Raw genomic sequence first — 15608 nt, forward strand, 5'->3', positions numbered from 1 at the left:
GACCGGTGGCGTGAAACTGGCACCGCCTATGCCGCCGGTCCGAGCGATCGAAGCTTTTGAAGGCGGCGGGCGGGCGGTCGGCGCCGCATCGTGTCAGGACGCAAGGACCGGCGCATCTACATGCCCTTTCTGCGCGTCGGCGCATCCCGTCGGCCCAGACACGATGGCAGACATGGAAAGGGGCGGCCGCGCAAGTTTCGCGGCCGCCCCCCGGCGTAACACATTTTGCCAAGCTCGGCGTTACTGGGTGGCGTCGTCTTCCATCGCGCCGCCCGTGTCGCCGCCGGGGGCCGCGTCATCGGACGACGCGTCATCGCCCATGCCGCCCTCGTCTGCACTGTCGGACATGGCCCCTTCGTCCGTGGCGTCGGTTGTGCCCGTGCCGCCCTCGGCGGTTACCCGGATCAGCTCGCCATCCTCGAAATCGGTGATCAGCAGAAGCGAGCCGTCGTCGTCCACCGCCACGTCGCGGGTGCGGCCCAGCTCCGACAGGATACGCTCTTCGCCCGTGACCGTGTCGCCATCCAGCACGAGGCGGACGATGCCGCCCGCGACCAGACCGCCGATCAGCGCGTCGCCCTGCCACTCGGGGAACATCTCGCCGTCGTAGAAGGTCATATCGCCCGGCGCGATCACCGGGTCCCAGTAATAGCGCGGCTCGACAAAGCCCTCGGGCTCGTGCGCGGCCTTCTCCGACCCCACGGGCGACCCATCGTAGTTCACGCCGTAGCTGACCACCGGCCAGCCGTAATTCGCCCCGGCCTCCTGCAGGTTCAGCTCGTCGCCCCCGGCGGGCCCATGCTCGATGGTCCACAGATCGCCGGTCTCGGGGTTCACCGCGGCGCCCTGGATATTGCGCTGCCCCAGCGACCAGATCGATTCGATGGCCTTGCCCTCGCCCACGAAGGGGTTGTCCTCGGGTATCGAGCCGTCGAGGTTCAGGCGCACGACCTTGCCGTAGGTCTTGTCCTTGTCCTGCGCATAGACGCGTTGGTCCTCGGTGAAATGCTCGCCCGTGGTGATGAAGACATGCCCCGCGTCGTCGAAGACCACGCGGCTGCCGTAGTGCATCGGGCTGGGCGAGCCCGGCTCCTGCACGAAGATTTCCTCCATCTGGGTGATCTGGCCCAGATCCTCGGACAGCTTGCCGCGGGCGGCGGCCGTGGCCGACATCCCGTTCGAGGCGAGCGGCTTGGAATAGGTGAAGTACACCCAGCGATCACTTGCAAAATCGGGGCCGATGGCGACATCGAGCAGGCCGCCCTGCTCCTGGTTGTAGACCTCGGGCGCACCGGTGATGGGGCCCGAAAGCTCGCCCTCGGACGAGACGTGGCGCAGCTGGCCCGTGCGCTCGGTCACGAGGTACCCGGCCCCTTCGGGCAGGATCGCGATGCCCCAGGGGTGGACCAGACCCGAAGCCAGGCTTTCGGTCGCAAGCGCGCCCTCGCTCGTCACGGCGGGGGCGCGGGTCTGTTCGGGAAAGGCCGGTTCGAACTCGGCATTGGCCGGGCCCTGATCAACGGGCGCGTCGGACTGGGCGAAGACGGGGTTTGTCATCGCAACGGCAAGGCTGGCTGTGCCCATCAGGGCAGCGGTGCGGGTCATGTCTCTCTCCACTGTTGGGTGTTTTCTCCCCAACACGACCCGGTGTCCGTGGGTTCGATCAAGTTTTCATCAGCCCATGCCCCCTGAGGCGCGTGCCGGTCGGGCAATGGTGCCGGCCGTGACGCCTGGGTGAGGCGCCCGGGCGTGCCGGTCAGTTCCGGTTCACCTGGCAGAAGGTGCCCGCCTCCTGCAGCCGGTTGCACAGGGCGATGGCCGCGAGGCGGTCGTCGAAGGGCACCTGCGCCGTCATCCGCGGCCGATCGCCGAAGCCCGGCATCACGGCCTCGACATAGACCGGCGCGACCTGCGCCAGCTGTTCGGGGTGGCGGACCTTGAGCTTGGCGACATAGGCCTCGACCGTGGGGCGCCGTCGTCCGGCGGCGATGATCACGCCCCAGTCCGGCCGGGCGGGGCGGAATTCGCGGATCACGCGGGCCTCGGCCCGGGCGATGCAGGCGTCGCGAAACGCGGCCTCCGGCCCCAGCCGCAGGTTCAGCTTGGCCGGTGGATCGTCGCGCCACGTCTCTCCCCGCACGCCGGTGATGGCAAAGACGTAATCGCGCGTCTCGGCCGGCAGCCGGCGCTCCTCGGCCACGAACTGCGCTGCCCGGGCCTCGCCCGCGTTATAGGCCGCCGCGGCCAGCCCCGGGTTGCCATAGTCGCGGATCAGCTGCGCCAGGTAGTCGGCCGAGGCAAAGATCGCCATGGCCGGGTTGAAGGGGTCATCGAGCCCGCGCAGATCGGCCGTTCCGGGCATGAACTGGGCAATCCCCTCGGCGCCGGCGGGGCTCACGGCGTTGGGGTCGAACAGGCTTTCCTTCCAGAGAAGCCGCGCGAAGAAATGCGGATCGACCCCGGTCTGCGCCGCCGCGGCCTCGATCACCCCGCAAAGATCCGGGACATAGCGCGCGGTCGAGATGCAGTGCGCGCCGTCGGCGGTGCAGCGCACCCGTGGTCCAAGATCGGCCGGACGCGGCCGTGGCCGCACGGGCGCAAGCGGCCCCATGGCCTCCGGCCCAACAACCACATCCACCTCCGGCACCTGCGCGGCCAGGGCGCCGGGACACAGCGCCGCTACCCCCGCGACCCCCAACGCCATACAGATGGCCCGCAAACTTCGCACGCTGCCGTCCCCTGGTTTCTTCTCTTGAAAAATACTCCCGCCGGAGGCGCCGCCGCGCCGTCCAGGCGCGGCTTAACATAGGCGTGCGCCGCAGGCGCTCAATTTGAAAACGCCCCCGCACGCGGGCCGGCATGAAAAAAGGCCGCCCCGGCGGGGCGGCCTTTACATAGATCGCGGAGGAACCGGAAGGCTCAGTCGCGGTCCAGCTTTTCGTCCAGTTCCGACTTTTCCTGCACCGCAGGCTGGTCGCTGTCCTGTTCGTCCTGGGTTTCCAGTTCGTCCAGCTGGGCTGCGCCGATATCGTCGAACAGCTCCTGGATCTCGAACTCGGCGGCGGCTTCCTCTTCCGCGGCCAGCTCCTGGATCGACTTGCCCGACGCCTGCAGTTCGGCCTCTTCGGGCGAGCGGGCGACGTTCAGTTCGACCTCGGCCTCGACCTCGGGGTGCAGCACGATGCCGACCTTGTGCAGACCCAGTTCCTTGATCGGGTTGACCAGGACCACCTGTTTGCGGTCGATCGAGAACCCGGCCTCGACCGCGCTGTCGGCGATGTCGCGGGTAGTGACCGAGCCGTAAAGCGCACCGCCGTCAGAGGCGGAGCGAATCACGATGAACTGCTTGCCGTCGAGATCGGCCGACAGTTTCTCGGCCTCTTTCTTGGATTCGAGGTTGCGCGCCTCAAGCTGGGCTTTCTGCGCCTCGAAGACCTTCACGTTGGCCTCGGACGCCCAGAGCGCCTTTTTCTGCGGCAGCAGGAAGTTGCGGGCGTAGCCCTCCTTCACGGCGACGACGTCGCCCATCTGGCCGAGCTTGGCGACTCGTTCGAGCAGAATGACTTGCATGTCGCTCTCCTTACTTCACTGCGTAGGGCAGAAGGGCGAGGAAGCGGGCGCGCTTGATGGCGCGCGCGAGCTCGCGCTGCTTCTTCGAGGACACGGCGGTGATCCGGCTGGGCACGATCTTGCCCCGCTCCGAGATGTAGCGCTGCAGAAGACGCGTGTCCTTGTAGTCGATTTTCGGCGCATTGTCCCCGGAGAACGGGCAGACCTTGCGGCGGCGGAAAAACGGTTTTGCTGCCATGGTTTAGCTCCTTCGTTCCTTGGGGGATCAGCGGCGGTCGCGACGGCTGTCGCGTTCGTCGCGCTTCTGCATCTGGACCGACGGGCCGTCCTCGTGTGCGTCAACCTTGATGGTCAGCACCCGCATGACGTCGTCGTGCAGCCGCATCAGGCGCTCCATCTCCTGGATCGCCGGCGCGGGGGCGTCGGTGCGCAGGTAGGCGTAGTGGCCCTTGCGGTTCTTGTTGATCTTGTAGGCCATGGTCTTCACGCCCCAGTACTCGCTGTCGACGAGCTTGCCGCCGTTATCGCTGAGAACCGTGCTGAAGTGTTCGACCAGACCTTCTGCCTGCGTGTTGGACAGATCCTGACGCGCAATGAAGACATGCTCGTAAAGCGGCATGACATCTCCGATTTTTCTGGGCGCATTTCAAAGGACGGGGCGTTTCCTTCCGCCCCCCGTCCACGAGAGACTGCGCCGGTTGACTAGCCGACGGAAGGAAGGGCGCCTTATACACCGCCGACAAAACGATGCAAGCCTGCCAAAGTCGCGCCATGGTTAACTGCGATCTAAGTTTTGAGACGGCGCGGGCGGTGCCGGGTGCGAAGGGTCAGGGTGGCATGACGGGGTGGTTTGGAAAACGGCGGGGCAAACCGGACGCTCCAGGGACGCGCGGGCGGCGCGGAGGGCGACTGGCCCGCCGCGCCGCCGTGCGGTTACGGCAGAAAGGCCACAGGTTGATCGAGACCGAAACCGGCTTTGTCCTGCGCGATCCACGCGCGGGCGAGGCTCGGTGGCGCGGCTACGACCGCCTTTTGGCTGCGACGGGATCGGCATTGGCCATCGCGGTGGTGGCGCTTTGGTGGCTGCCCGTCACCGCGCCCGCGCCGCCGCGCGTGACGGGGCCCGTGACGGGGCCGCAGCCTCAGGCATGGCAGGTCCCGCCCGAGATTTTGTCGCGCCTCGCCATCTCGCTGGCGTTGCTGGGGCTCGCCGCGCTGCTGATCGCCATGGGACAGCGCGCGCGGGTGACGGATTGGGAGTTCGATTTCGACGCCGGGTCTGCCTACAGGCGCTGGCGGATCGGCCGTGGTCAGACCGGCCTTTTGGAGGCCGTGGCGCTGGACCGGATCCTGGCCGTGCGGATGCATCCACGGATCGGTCGGGCGGACGCGGCGGTGCTGTCGCTCAAGGTGCGGCGGCGTCTTCTGCCGGTGGTCCTGAGCTATGGCGCCCGCGAGGATATGGCGCGCCTGCACCGCCGCATCCAGCGCGACCTTGAGTGGTTCAAGCAGCCGGTGACCGGGACCCCCGTGACGGGGTCGCCGTAACGGGCTTGACCTATCGACCGGGCTTGACCGCGGGCGGTCCCGCCGCGGGGCGGGGCAGGTTGTGCTGTTCTGCGGCACGGACAGGTTCCGAAGGAAATCCCCCGTGCCTGTGCGCCCGCGCACGGCGGCTGTGGTGGATCGCCGGATTGCCCGAGACGCCCGTCCCATCATCTTATGCCGCATCGCAGCAAGCAAACGGAGCTATCCGACGTGAAGCATATTTTCGCAGCCGCCTCGACCGCCGCCCTTCTGGCCGCCGCCCCCGCGCTGGCCGAGCCGGTCGACTACACGCTCGACCCCGGCCACAGCCAGATCACCTTCACCTACAACCACCTGGGCTTTTCCACGGGCCACGGCATGTTCTCGGGCTTCGAAGGCGACATCGTCTACGACGCCGAGGATCCCGCCGCGTCTTCGGTCGAGGTGTCGTTTCCCACCCAGTCGCTGATCACCGGCTGGGAGCCGCGGTCCGAGCATTTCATGTCCGACGATTTCTTCGGCGCGAGCGAAGGCGACATGATCACCTTCACCTCGACCGGGATCGAGGTCACGGGCGAGGACACCGCCGAGATCACCGGCGACCTGACGCTGAACGGCGTGACCAAGGAAGTGGTGTTGGACACCACCCTGCGGCAGGCGGGCCAGCACCCGATGGAAGGCAAGCAGTGGCTGGGCTTTCATGCCGAAACCACGCTGCTGCGGTCGGACTATGATCTGGGCGCCTTCGCGCCTGCGGTCAGCGACGAGGTCGAGGTGATGATCGACATCGAAGCCGGCATCGCCGACGACGCCGCCGAGTAAGCGGACCGCGCGGACCGCGAGGGTCTGCAAGGGGCGGGAGGCAAAGGGCCTCCCGCCCCTTTTTTCGTGCAGGCGCCCGGCGGGGATCGCATGCGTCGACCCGAAGGCCCCGAAATGCCGTGCAGCACCTATCCTGCGCGACGCGTATCCGGCGAGCGGCAGGGCCCTGCGCCGAAGTGCGCGGGCATGCTGGATGCACTGTGGACGATCCCCGGACGGGGTCGCGTGCGCCGAAAGGTGGCATCGTGCCTGAGCCGGTGCTGCCGCGGATGGCGCCCGCCAGCTGCCCCTTTTTGTCGTCCACCCAGGCGGAATCGGCACGGCCTCGCCCCGGTGTCCGCGGGCATGGCGAATGCACCGTATACGACCCTCGCACATTAAGTGGCATGCGGCGCAGGGGGGTACGTGGGCGGAGCCAGTACTGCCGCGCGGCCGCGGATCGGGCCCGCCAACTGCCTATCCTGTCATACCAGGCGGAAGCGGCCCCGCTCCCTGTCCGATGCCGTCTGTCCGGGGCCGGAACTGGCCCGGGGTTGGGGCAGGGGCGCCGAGGCCCGTGCGGGGGGCTATTGGGTCCGCGTGGCGGTCAGGTCCACGGCGACGTCGACCATGGTGCCCAGCGTGCCCTCGTTCTGGCCCGAGCCGATGTCGAAGTCGCGCCGGTCAAGCTCGGTCTGGCCGGTCATCCGGGCCGTGTCCCCCTGGATGTCGAGCGTGAAGGGCAGCGCGACCGGGATCTCGGCGCCCTTGAGCGTCAGGGTCCCGCGCGCAACGTAGGTTTCGTCCTCTGTGCCACGTTCGATCCGGGCGTCGAAGATCGCGGTCGGAAAGCTTTCGGCGGCGAAATAGTCGGGCCCGAGGGCCTGATCGGTGACCGAGCCCAGCGTCAGGCTGGGGATCGCGATCTGCACCTCGACCTCGCCCATGTCCTCGGGCGCGGCGTCGGGGTCGAAGGCGATGCGGGCGGTCCAGTCGGCAAAGCTGCCCTCGACCCGGCTGCCGAACTGCTCGACCCCGAGGCCGATGCGCCCGGTGTCGACCAGCCAGTTGCCGCCTTCCTGCGCGGCCAGCGTGATGGCGGGGGCGCCGGAACTGGCGCCCTCGCCCGGACCCGAGGTGGCCAGCCCGGCGGCGATCGCGCCGGAGGCGGCAAGGATGAGGGCGGCCGAGATCAGCGCGGGCCCGTGGCGGTTGGGCGCGGGGTCGGCGGGGGCGGCGTGGCCCCGCAGCATCCGCGACAGCACCGCGTCGCGGTCGTAGAGCGCGTGTTTCAGCGCGCCGGCCACGTGCAGCACCAGCGCGGCGACGAAGAGCCGGGCGAAGACCCAGTGCACCGCGCCGGCCGCGCCCGCCACGGCCTCGGACTTGGGCACGAAGGGCAGCGACTGGCCGAAGGGCCACAGGATCGGCGCGAAGCCCGAGGTGGCGGCATGGATCACCCATCCCGACAGCGGCATCACCACGAGCGCGGCATAAAGCGTCCAGTGCACGGTTTCCGCCAGCAGCGTTTCGCCTCGTCGCGTAGGATGCACCGGTGCGGGCCGAGGCTGGCCCACAGCCCAGAGGATCCGCAACAGCGCGACGAGGAAGGTGGTCAGGCCAAGCGTCTTGTGCACCGAGAACGCCATCCCCTTGCGCGCGATCTCGTCCTCGGTCCCGGCGGGAAGCGCGTGCGCGATCCAGCCCAGCGGCAGCACGACGAGGATCAGCGCCGCCGTGGCCCAGTGGAACCCGCGCGTGACGGCACCGTAGCTGTTGGCAGAGTTGGCAAGCCCGGAGCGGGCAGGGGCGGCTGTGGTCATGGCGGCGGCTTCCTGAGGGATCTGGGTGCGACAGCCATGCCCCGGACGGCGCCGCAGGGCAATCGCTCTGCGGTGCAGAGACCTTGTGCGCCTGCGCAAGGTCGAGGGCGACGCTTCCGGCGACGGAAGTGCCGGCGCCGTGCGTAGCCCCGGGGGCGCCCGGGGTAGGGGGCGCAGGCCACGGGCCGGTGCGCCACCCCGCGCCGCCGGGGGCTGAATGGATGCGCGTGGCCCGTGCTGGTGAAAGAGCCGTGTCCGGCCGGGGCAAGTTATTTACGTATCAGGCGCGGCTGCGGTGCTGGCGAGGGCAGGCGCTGAAAGGGTGCCCGCGTGGCATGGCGATTGCCATCCGGAGGCGCCCCGGCTTGGAACGCGCGGACCTGTCCCTTGGGGGGGCGGCGTTGCGCGTCGGCGCGCTGCACGCTATGCCCCGGGGGGTTATGAACAAGGAAGGAGCGGCGATGAGCCGGGCATATGTGTTTCCGGGCCAGGGTGCCCAGGTGATCGGCATGGGGGCCGCGCTGGCCGAGGCTTTTCCCGCCGCGCGCGCGGTTTTCGACGAGGTCGACGCGGCGCTTGGGGAAAAGCTCTCCTCTCTCATCTGGGAGGGTGATGCAGAGACGCTGACCCGGACCGAGAACGCGCAGCCCGCGCTGATGGCGACCTCGCTCGCCGCGTTCCGCGCGCTCGAGTCCGAGGGGCTGGGGCTGGAGGGCGTGGCCTTTGTCGCGGGTCATTCGCTGGGCGAATACTCGGCGCTCTGTGCCGCGGGCGCGCTCGGGCTGTCCGACGCCGCGCGGCTGCTGCGGCTGCGGGGCCGCGCGATGCAGGAGGCCGTGCCCGCCGGGCAGGGCGCGATGGCGGCGCTTCTGGGTGTCGATTTTGCCGCCGCCGCCGCGATCGCCGCGGACGCCGCGCAGGGCGAGGTCTGCCAGGCCGCCAACGACAATGATCCCGCGCAGGTCGTGATTTCGGGCCATGCCGCCGCGGTCGAACGGGCGATGACGCTGGCCAAGGAGCGCGGCGCCAAGCGGGCCGTGGCCCTGCCGGTGTCGGCGCCGTTCCACTGCGCGCTGATGCAGCCCGCGGCCGAAACCATGCACGCGGCCCTGGCCGAGGCGCGGATCGTGGCCCCTGCCGTGCCGGTCGTCACCAACGTCACCGCCGCCCCGGAAAGCGATCCCGAGCGCATCCGCACCCTGCTGGTCGAGCAGGTCACCGGGTCGGTCCGCTGGCGCGAAAGCGTCGCCGCGATGGCCGGGCTGGGCGTGACCGAGTTCTGGGAGATCGGCGCTGGCAAGGCGCTGTCGGGGATGATCCGGCGGATCGACAAGGGCGCCGCCACCCGCGCCATCGGCACGCCCGAGGACGTGGCCGCCGCGAAGGGCTGATCGCGCCGGACGGGCCCGGGCCCCGCAGCGGCGGAAGGCGAGCGTCAGGGGTCCGGCATGCCCCTGCCGCCACGCGCCTCCGCGGCGGGCGTCAGGTCCAGGGCGTGGCGAGCAGGGCCCCCGGCGGGCCCGTGCGAAGGACAAGGTCGTCTCGGATCGCCGGTTGGCCGGCGAGACGGGGCGAGGAACAGGACAAGGAAGACGCAAGATGTTCGATCTGACTGGTAAAGGCGCGCTCGTCACCGGGGCGTCGGGCGGCATAGGCGCGGCGATCGCACGGGGGCTGCACGGGGCCGGGGCGACCGTCGCCCTGTCCGGCACCCGCGAGGCGCCGCTGCAGGAGCTGGCCGCCGAACTGGGCGAGCGGGCGCATGTTCTGCCCTGCAACCTCGGCGATGCCGAGGCGGTGGCCGCGCTGCCCAAGCAGGCGGTCGAGGCGATGGGCGAGCTGTCGATCCTCGTCAACAACGCGGGCATCACCCGCGACAACATCTTCATGCGGATGTCGGACGCCGAGTGGCAGGAGGTTCTGGACGTGAACCTGACCGCCTCGATGCGGCTGTGCCGCGGCGTGATGCGGCCGATGATGAAGGCCCGCTGGGGGCGGATCGTGAATATCTCGTCCATCGTCGGCAGTACCGGCAACCCGGGGCAGGCGAACTATGCCGCCGCCAAGGCGGGTCTGGTCGGCATGACCAAGTCGCTGGCCTACGAGGTCGCGAGCCGCGGCATCACCGTGAACGCCGTCGCGCCGGGGTTCATCGAAACCGCCATGACCGACAAGCTGAACGATGAGCAGAAGGGCCAGATTCTGAGCCAGGTGCCGATGTCGCGGATGGGCACCCCGGACGAGATCGCGGCGGCGGTGCTGTACCTCGCCAGCCCCGAGGCGGGATATGTCACCGGCGCCACGCTGCACGTCAACGGCGGCATGGCGATGCTGTGAGCGCCGCGCCCGCTCCGCGGGCCTGCAGCCCGCGGGTTGTGCGTGTCGATGGGCGTGCGGGCCGGGCTGCGGGGACGCGGTGTCGGGCCGTGGTATCGGCCAGCGGCGCGGCGATGTGTGGCTGTGGTCTGCGGGGCTGCGGTCTGCCGGGCGTGGCGCGGCAGGGCAGCCTGTTTCCCACGCGCGAGATTCATTTGCGCAACGGGAACCCGATGCGCCGCTCGCCGCTTCCGCGAAAGCGTTTGCCTTCGGGAAACGATATGATATGAGCGGCGCACTTGATTTGAGGGGTATCCCGAGAGGGTGCCCTCTTGACGTGTCTTCGACCGAAGGCGCGTCCGAACCGGCCCGTGCGGCCTCAGAACGAACCGGAACGGACCCGGGAAACCAAGAGGAAGTGACATGAGCGACATCGCAGATCGCGTCAGGAAGATCGTCGTCGAGCATCTGGGCGTCGAAGAAGAGAAGGTCACCGAGAATGCGTCGTTCATCGACGATCTCGGCGCCGACAGCCTCGACACCGTCGAGCTGGTCATGGCCTTCGAAGAGGAATTCGGGATCGAGATTCCGGACGACGCCGCCGAGACGATCCAGACCTTTGGCGATGCGGTGAAGTTCATCAAGGAAGCCCAGTAAGGGCCTTCCCCGGATCGCGAAAGCGCTCCGGAGCCGCAGCAAGACATGACGGCGCCCCGCCCGGGGCGCCGTTTTCGATTCCGGTCGGGCGATTCCGGCGGAAGCGGGGTCGGGAACCGGAGGCCCGCTTCGAGGCGGCGGACCTGACTTTCCGGCGCTGCCCGCACCCCCGGGGCGGCGGGCGCCTTTGGGGCCCCCTCTGGGACCCCACCGGGCGGCTTTGGCCCCGAAACCGGCGGTTTCTCCGCCGAAGGGGCGGAAATCGGGCGAATAATGGCGGATCGCTGCCTGCAACATGCGCGCGGCACCCTTTCCACCCTGCCCGGGGGCGTGTATCAGAGCCGGCGGACGGACTAGGGAGTAGCTTGGACATGCGGCGAGTAGTGGTCACCGGAATGGGGATGGTCAGCCCGCTGGCCTCGGGCGTCGAGGCGACGTGGACGCGGCTTCTGGCCGGCGAATCCGGCGCGGGCACGATCGAGAAGTTCGACGCCAGCCACTTGGCGACGCCCTATGCCTGCGAGGTTCCGCGCGGCGACGGCAGCAACGACAGCTTCAATCCCGACGACTGGATGGCGCCGAAAGAACAGCGCAAGGTCGACGACTTCATCCTTTACGGCGTGGCCGCCGCGGACCAGGCGGTGAAGGACGCTGGCTGGACGCCCGAGGACGAAGAGGACCGCCTGCGCACCGGCGTGATGATCGGATCGGGCATCGGCGGGCTGAACTCGATCGCCGAAACCGCCGTCCTGATCAAGGAGAAGGGCCCGCGCCGCGTGTCGCCCTTCTTCATCCCCGGCGCGCTGATCAACCTCGTCTCGGGGCAGGTGTCGATCCGCTACGGCTTCAAGGGCCCGAACCACGCCGTCGTCACCGCCTGTTCGACCGGCGCCCATGCCATCGGCGATGCGGCCCGGCTGATCGGTTACGGCGATGCCGACGTGATGGTCGCGGGCGGCACCGAAAGCCCGATTTCGGAAATCGGCATCGCCGGGTTCAACGCCTGCAAGGCGCTGTCGACCAAGCGGGCCGACGATCCGCAGCGCGCCAGCCGCCCGTATGATGCCGACCGCGACGGCTTTGTCATGGGCGAGGGTGCGGGCGTCGTGGTCCTGGAGGAGCTTGACCACGCGCTGGCGCGCGGCGCCAAGATTTATGGCGAGATCATCGGCTATGGCCTCTCGGGCGACGCCTACCACATCACCGCGCCGTCCGAGGACGGCGACGGCGGCTTCCGCTCGATGAAGATGGCGCTGGAGCGTGCGGGCCTGACGCCCGACGACGTCGACTACATCAACGCGCACGGCACCTCGACCATGGCCGACGTGATCGAGCTGGCCGCTGTCGAACGCCTGATGGGCGAGGCGGCGGCGAAGGCCACGATGAGCTCGACCAAGTCGGCGATCGGCCACCTTCTGGGGGCCGCAGGCGCGGTCGAGGCGATCTTCTGCCTGCTGGCGATGCGCGACCAGGTGGCGCCGCCGACGATCAACCTGGATAACCCCGCCGTGACGCCGAAGCTCGACCTTGCCGCGAATGCCAAGCGCGAGCGCGAGATCGACGTCGCGCTGTCGAACAGCTTCGGGTTCGGCGGGACCAACGCGACGCTGGTGATGCGGAGGTATTCCGCCTGATGTGGCGCAACATCGCCTCGAACGCGTTGACGCTGTTCATCGTCGTGCTGGTCGCGGCGGCGGGCTTTGTCGCATGGGCGAAATCCCAGTTCACCGCGCCGGGACCGTTGGCGCAGGCCATCTGCCTCGAGGTCGAGCCGGGCAGCAGCCTTGTCTCCGTCTCGGGCGATCTGGCCGAGCGTGGCGCGGTGGCGCACCCGATAATCTTTCGCATCGGCGCGGACTACACCGACCGGGCCGACCTGCTGAAGGCCGGCAGCTTTTTGATCCCCGAGGGCGCCTCGAACGACGAGATCGTCGAGATCGTCACCCGCGGCGGGCAGTCGACCTGCGGCACCGAGATCGTCTATCGCATCGGCGTCACCTCGCAGGTGCTGCGGGTGCAGGAGCTTGACCCCGCCACCGGCACCTTCGAGACGCGCGAGGAGTTCGACCCCGACACCCCCGACGTGCCCGAGCTTTATACCCAGCTGCGCGAGACGGCGGGCACCCGCTATCGCGTGGTGCTGGCCGAGGGCGCGACCAGCTGGCAGATCGCCGAGGCCCTGCGCCACGTCGATTTCCTGGAGGGCGAGATTGCCGAGGTGCCGCCCGAGGGGATGCTGGCGCCCAGCAACTACGCGGTCCGCGCCGGGGCCGACCGCAGCGAGCTTTTGCAACAGATGCAGGTGCTGCAGCAGGAGCGGCTGGCCGAGGTCTGGGAAAGCCGCCAGGACGACCTGCCGATCGAGACGCCGGAAGAGGCTTTGATCCTCGCCTCGATCATCGAGAAGGAAACCGGGGTTCCCGAGGAACGGCGCCAGGTTGCCAGCGTCTTCGTCAACCGTCTGCGCGAAGGCATCCGCCTGCAGACCGATCCGACGGTGATCTATGGCATCACCAACGGCGAAGGCGTGCTGGGCCGGGGGCTGCGGCGCAGCGAGCTGGACGCCGAGACGCCCTACAACACCTATGCCATCGCGGGCCTGCCGCCGACGCCCATCGCCAACCCGGGGCTGGAAAGCCTGCGCGCGGCCGTGGACCCGGCCGAGACGAACTATACCTACTTCGTCGCCGACGGCTCGGGCGGGCACGCCTTTGCCGAGACGCTGGCCGAGCACAACGAGAACGTCGCCCGCTGGCGCGCACTGGAAGCCGAGCGGGGCGGCGAGTAGGCGCGGTCCGCGGCGTCCCGAGGGCGCCGCGGAGCCGACACCGGAGCGCGGCAGGCGCTTGCGGGGTCCGCGGTGCCTGCATCGGGGCGCAAGCGCCTCGTGTCTGGCGGCGTGGCGCCGATCGGACACCGGGCGCGCGCCGCGAGGCCCGTGAAGTCACCGGAAAGCCCGGGAAAATTCGGGCCTCGGTCAGTGCAGCGCGGACGCCGGCCGGTCGTCGGGCCGGCCAGGAAACTTAACGATTTCTTGCTGTTGCGCGCGCGGGGTGATGCACGCGGAGGGTGATCGTGCTTGACTTTGCGCACGGTCCAGGGTATACCTTTGGGCAAGCTGGAAGACATGGGCAAGCGGCCCGGGCAAGGATGCCCGAGGCCGCTTTTTCGTGTCTGTCGTGCGGAGCCCTACGGAAAGGCGGTCTGCACAGATGACGTTGATACGTTCGGAACCTGATACCGAAGCGGGTGGCGCCACGGCGCTGCTGCGTGCCGCCGAGGCACATTACCGGGAGGCCCTCGAGGACCTTCTGGCGATGAAGATGTACCTGAAGGATCGCGACGACCTGCCCGAGACGGAGATCCGTCGCGTGGGCCAGGCCTATGGACGCGCGACCCAGACCCTGTTCGACGAAAGGAAGAAGCTTGAAGAGCAGCTTAAACGCGAGCGGGGCATCGCCGGGGACCATGCGCTCGATTTCGATGCGGCACGTGATGAAATCGGGGGCCGCCTCTCTCGCCTCCGTGAGCGAAGGCGCGCAGAATGAGTTCCTTGAGGGGCTGAGTGAGGGAGCGCTGCTGGCGCTCCCTTTTTTGTTCGAGTTCTGGGCGCTGCCGCATCAACTGCCGCCCCGGGGCGACTGGCGGACATGGGTCGTGATGGGCGGACGCGGTGCGGGCAAGACGCGCGCCGGGTCGGAATGGGTGCGCGCCGAGGTCGAGGGCGCGCGCCCGCTGGACGCGGGCCGGTCGCGTCGCGTGGCGCTGGTGGGCGAGACCATCGACCAGGCGCGCGAGGTGATGGTGTTCGGTGACAGCGGGATCCTGGCCTGTTCGCCCCCCGACCGCCGCCCCGTGTGGGAGGCCGGACGGCGGCGGCTGGTCTGGCCCAACGGCGCCGTGGCGCAGGTCTTTTCGGCGCATGACCCCGAAAGCCTGCGCGGTCCGCAGTTCGACGCGGCCTGGGCCGACGAGCTGGCCAAGTGGAAGCGCGCAGACGAGGCATGGGACATGCTGCAGTTTTCGCTGCGGCTGGGGCGACACCCGCGGCAATGCGTGACGACGACGCCGCGCAACGTGGGCGTGCTGAAGGGCGTGCTGGAGGCGGGGTCGACCGTGGTGAGCCACGCGCCGACCGAGGCGAACGCGGCCAACCTTGCCGCATCCTTCCTGGCCGAGGTGCGGGCGAAATACGCGGGCACCCGGTTGGGCCGGCAGGAGCTGGACGGCGTGCTGCTGGAGGACGCCGAGGGTGCGCTTTGGACCCAGGCGGGGATCGAGGCGGCACGGATCGAGACGGCGCCGAAACTAAGCCGCATCGTGGTGGCGGTGGATCCCCCGGTCACCGGGCACAAGGGCTCGGACGCCTGCGGCATCCTGGTCGTCGGCGCGGTGACCGAGGGGCCGCCGCAGGACTGGCGCGCCGTGGTGCTGGAGGATGCCAGCGTCGAAGGCGCCTCGCCCGCCGCGTGGGCGCGGGCGGCGGTGGCGGCGCTGCGCAGGCATGGCGCCGACCGGCTGGTGGCCGAGGTCAACCAAGGCGGCGACCTGGTGGAAAGCGTGGTGCGGCAGGTGGACCCCATGGTCGCCTATCGCGGCGTGCATGCGACGCGCGGCAAGGTCGCCCGGGCCGAGCCCGTGGCCGCGCTTTACGAGCAGGGGCGCGTGGCGCACCTGCGCGGGCTGGGCGAGCTTGAGGACCAGATGGCGCAGATGACGGGGCGGGGCTTTGCCGGGCGCGGGTCGCCCGACCGGGTGGATGCGCTGGTCTGGGCGCTGCACGAATTGCTGCTGGAGCCTGCGCGGACATGGCGGCGGCCGCAGGTGCGCGGGCTCTGACGCCCATCCGGGCCACGAAATGCGTGCGGGGCGCCCATCGAGCCCAAGGGCTTTCGTTGCGACGAGGCCCGGGAG

Annotated in this window: 15 protein-coding genes; 9 read left to right on the forward strand and 6 right to left on the reverse strand. The window is 69.4% G+C overall.

Features of this window, described 5'->3' with window-relative positions; all coding sequences use genetic code 11:
- Positions 1-240: 240 nt before the first annotated feature.
- The 5 genes from EKE94_RS08880 to rpsF all read right to left on the reverse strand — a co-directional run bounded on the left by EKE94_RS08880 (position 241) and on the right by rpsF (position 4189).
- Positions 241-1584 carry a PQQ-dependent sugar dehydrogenase gene (locus tag EKE94_RS08880; protein ID WP_407940889.1) on the reverse strand — a complete coding sequence of 448 codons (1344 nt, stop codon included), beginning with the start codon at positions 1582-1584 and terminating at the stop codon, positions 241-243.
- A 172-nt stretch (positions 1585-1756) separates the two neighbouring features.
- Positions 1757-2554 carry a lytic transglycosylase domain-containing protein gene (locus EKE94_RS08885; protein WP_235855948.1) on the reverse strand — a complete coding sequence of 266 codons (798 nt, stop codon included), beginning with the start codon at positions 2552-2554 and terminating at the stop codon, positions 1757-1759.
- Positions 2555-2919: 365 nt separating this feature from the next.
- Complete coding sequence (gene rplI, locus EKE94_RS08890; RefSeq protein ID WP_127906217.1) at positions 2920-3570, reverse strand: 50S ribosomal protein L9; 651 nt, start codon at positions 3568-3570, stop codon at positions 2920-2922.
- Positions 3571-3580: 10 nt separating this feature from the next.
- Positions 3581-3808 carry a 30S ribosomal protein S18 gene (gene rpsR / locus EKE94_RS08895; RefSeq protein ID WP_075781999.1) on the reverse strand — a complete coding sequence of 76 codons (228 nt, stop codon included), beginning with the start codon at positions 3806-3808 and terminating at the stop codon, positions 3581-3583.
- Between the two features lie 27 nt (positions 3809-3835).
- A complete protein-coding gene (gene rpsF / locus EKE94_RS08900) occupies positions 3836-4189 on the reverse strand; it encodes a 30S ribosomal protein S6 (RefSeq protein ID WP_127906218.1) in 354 nt (117 codons plus the stop codon).
- 335 nt (positions 4190-4524) lie between these two features.
- On the opposite strand from rpsF, the gene EKE94_RS08905 reads away from it, so the two are divergent.
- Both EKE94_RS08905 and EKE94_RS08910 read left to right on the forward strand, forming a co-directional pair.
- On the forward strand, positions 4525-5118 hold the full coding sequence (locus EKE94_RS08905; RefSeq protein ID WP_127906219.1) for a hypothetical protein: 594 nt from the start codon (positions 4525-4527) through the stop codon (positions 5116-5118).
- A gap of 210 nt (positions 5119-5328) precedes the next feature.
- On the forward strand, positions 5329-5919 hold the full coding sequence (locus EKE94_RS08910; protein ID WP_127906220.1) for a YceI family protein: 591 nt from the start codon (positions 5329-5331) through the stop codon (positions 5917-5919).
- Positions 5920-6485: 566 nt separating this feature from the next.
- Here EKE94_RS08910 and EKE94_RS08915 read toward each other — a convergent pair.
- Positions 6486-7721, reverse strand: coding sequence for a cytochrome b/b6 domain-containing protein (locus EKE94_RS08915; RefSeq protein WP_127906221.1), 1236 nt, complete (start codon positions 7719-7721; stop codon positions 6486-6488).
- 461 nt (positions 7722-8182) lie between these two features.
- Here EKE94_RS08915 and fabD point away from each other — a divergent pair, with 461 nt between their 5' ends.
- The 7 genes from fabD (at position 8183) to EKE94_RS08950 (ending at position 15533) form a co-directional block, all read left to right on the forward strand.
- Entirely contained in the window at positions 8183-9112 is a 930-nt protein-coding gene (gene fabD, locus EKE94_RS08920; protein ID WP_127906222.1) for an ACP S-malonyltransferase, read from the forward strand.
- A gap of 208 nt (positions 9113-9320) precedes the next feature.
- Entirely contained in the window at positions 9321-10058 is a 738-nt protein-coding gene (gene fabG / locus EKE94_RS08925) for a 3-oxoacyl-ACP reductase FabG (protein WP_127906223.1), read from the forward strand.
- A 402-nt stretch (positions 10059-10460) separates the two neighbouring features.
- Positions 10461-10694: an acyl carrier protein gene (locus tag EKE94_RS08930; RefSeq protein ID WP_127906224.1), complete on the forward strand. Its 234-nt coding sequence runs from the start codon at positions 10461-10463 to the stop codon at positions 10692-10694.
- Positions 10695-11065: 371 nt separating this feature from the next.
- Complete coding sequence (gene fabF / locus EKE94_RS08935; RefSeq protein ID WP_127906225.1) at positions 11066-12328, forward strand: beta-ketoacyl-ACP synthase II; 1263 nt, start codon at positions 11066-11068, stop codon at positions 12326-12328.
- On the forward strand, positions 12328-13482 hold the full coding sequence (mltG, locus tag EKE94_RS08940; RefSeq protein WP_127906226.1) for an endolytic transglycosylase MltG: 1155 nt from the start codon (positions 12328-12330) through the stop codon (positions 13480-13482). Before fabF ends, mltG begins: the two co-directional genes overlap by 1 nt.
- A 424-nt stretch (positions 13483-13906) precedes the next feature.
- On the forward strand, positions 13907-14242 hold the full coding sequence (locus EKE94_RS08945) for a hypothetical protein (RefSeq protein WP_127906227.1): 336 nt from the start codon (positions 13907-13909) through the stop codon (positions 14240-14242).
- The gene (locus tag EKE94_RS08950; protein WP_127906228.1) at positions 14190-15533 is read left to right on the forward strand and encodes a DNA-packaging protein; all 1344 of its coding nucleotides are present in this window, start codon (positions 14190-14192) and stop codon (positions 15531-15533) included. Before EKE94_RS08945 ends, EKE94_RS08950 begins: the two co-directional genes overlap by 53 nt.
- Positions 15534-15608 lie beyond the last annotated feature (75 nt).

The sequence above is a fragment of the Mesobaculum littorinae genome, from assembly GCF_004011175.1.
In the GTDB taxonomy this organism is placed as follows: Bacteria; Pseudomonadota; Alphaproteobacteria; order Rhodobacterales; family Rhodobacteraceae; genus Tranquillimonas; species Tranquillimonas littorinae.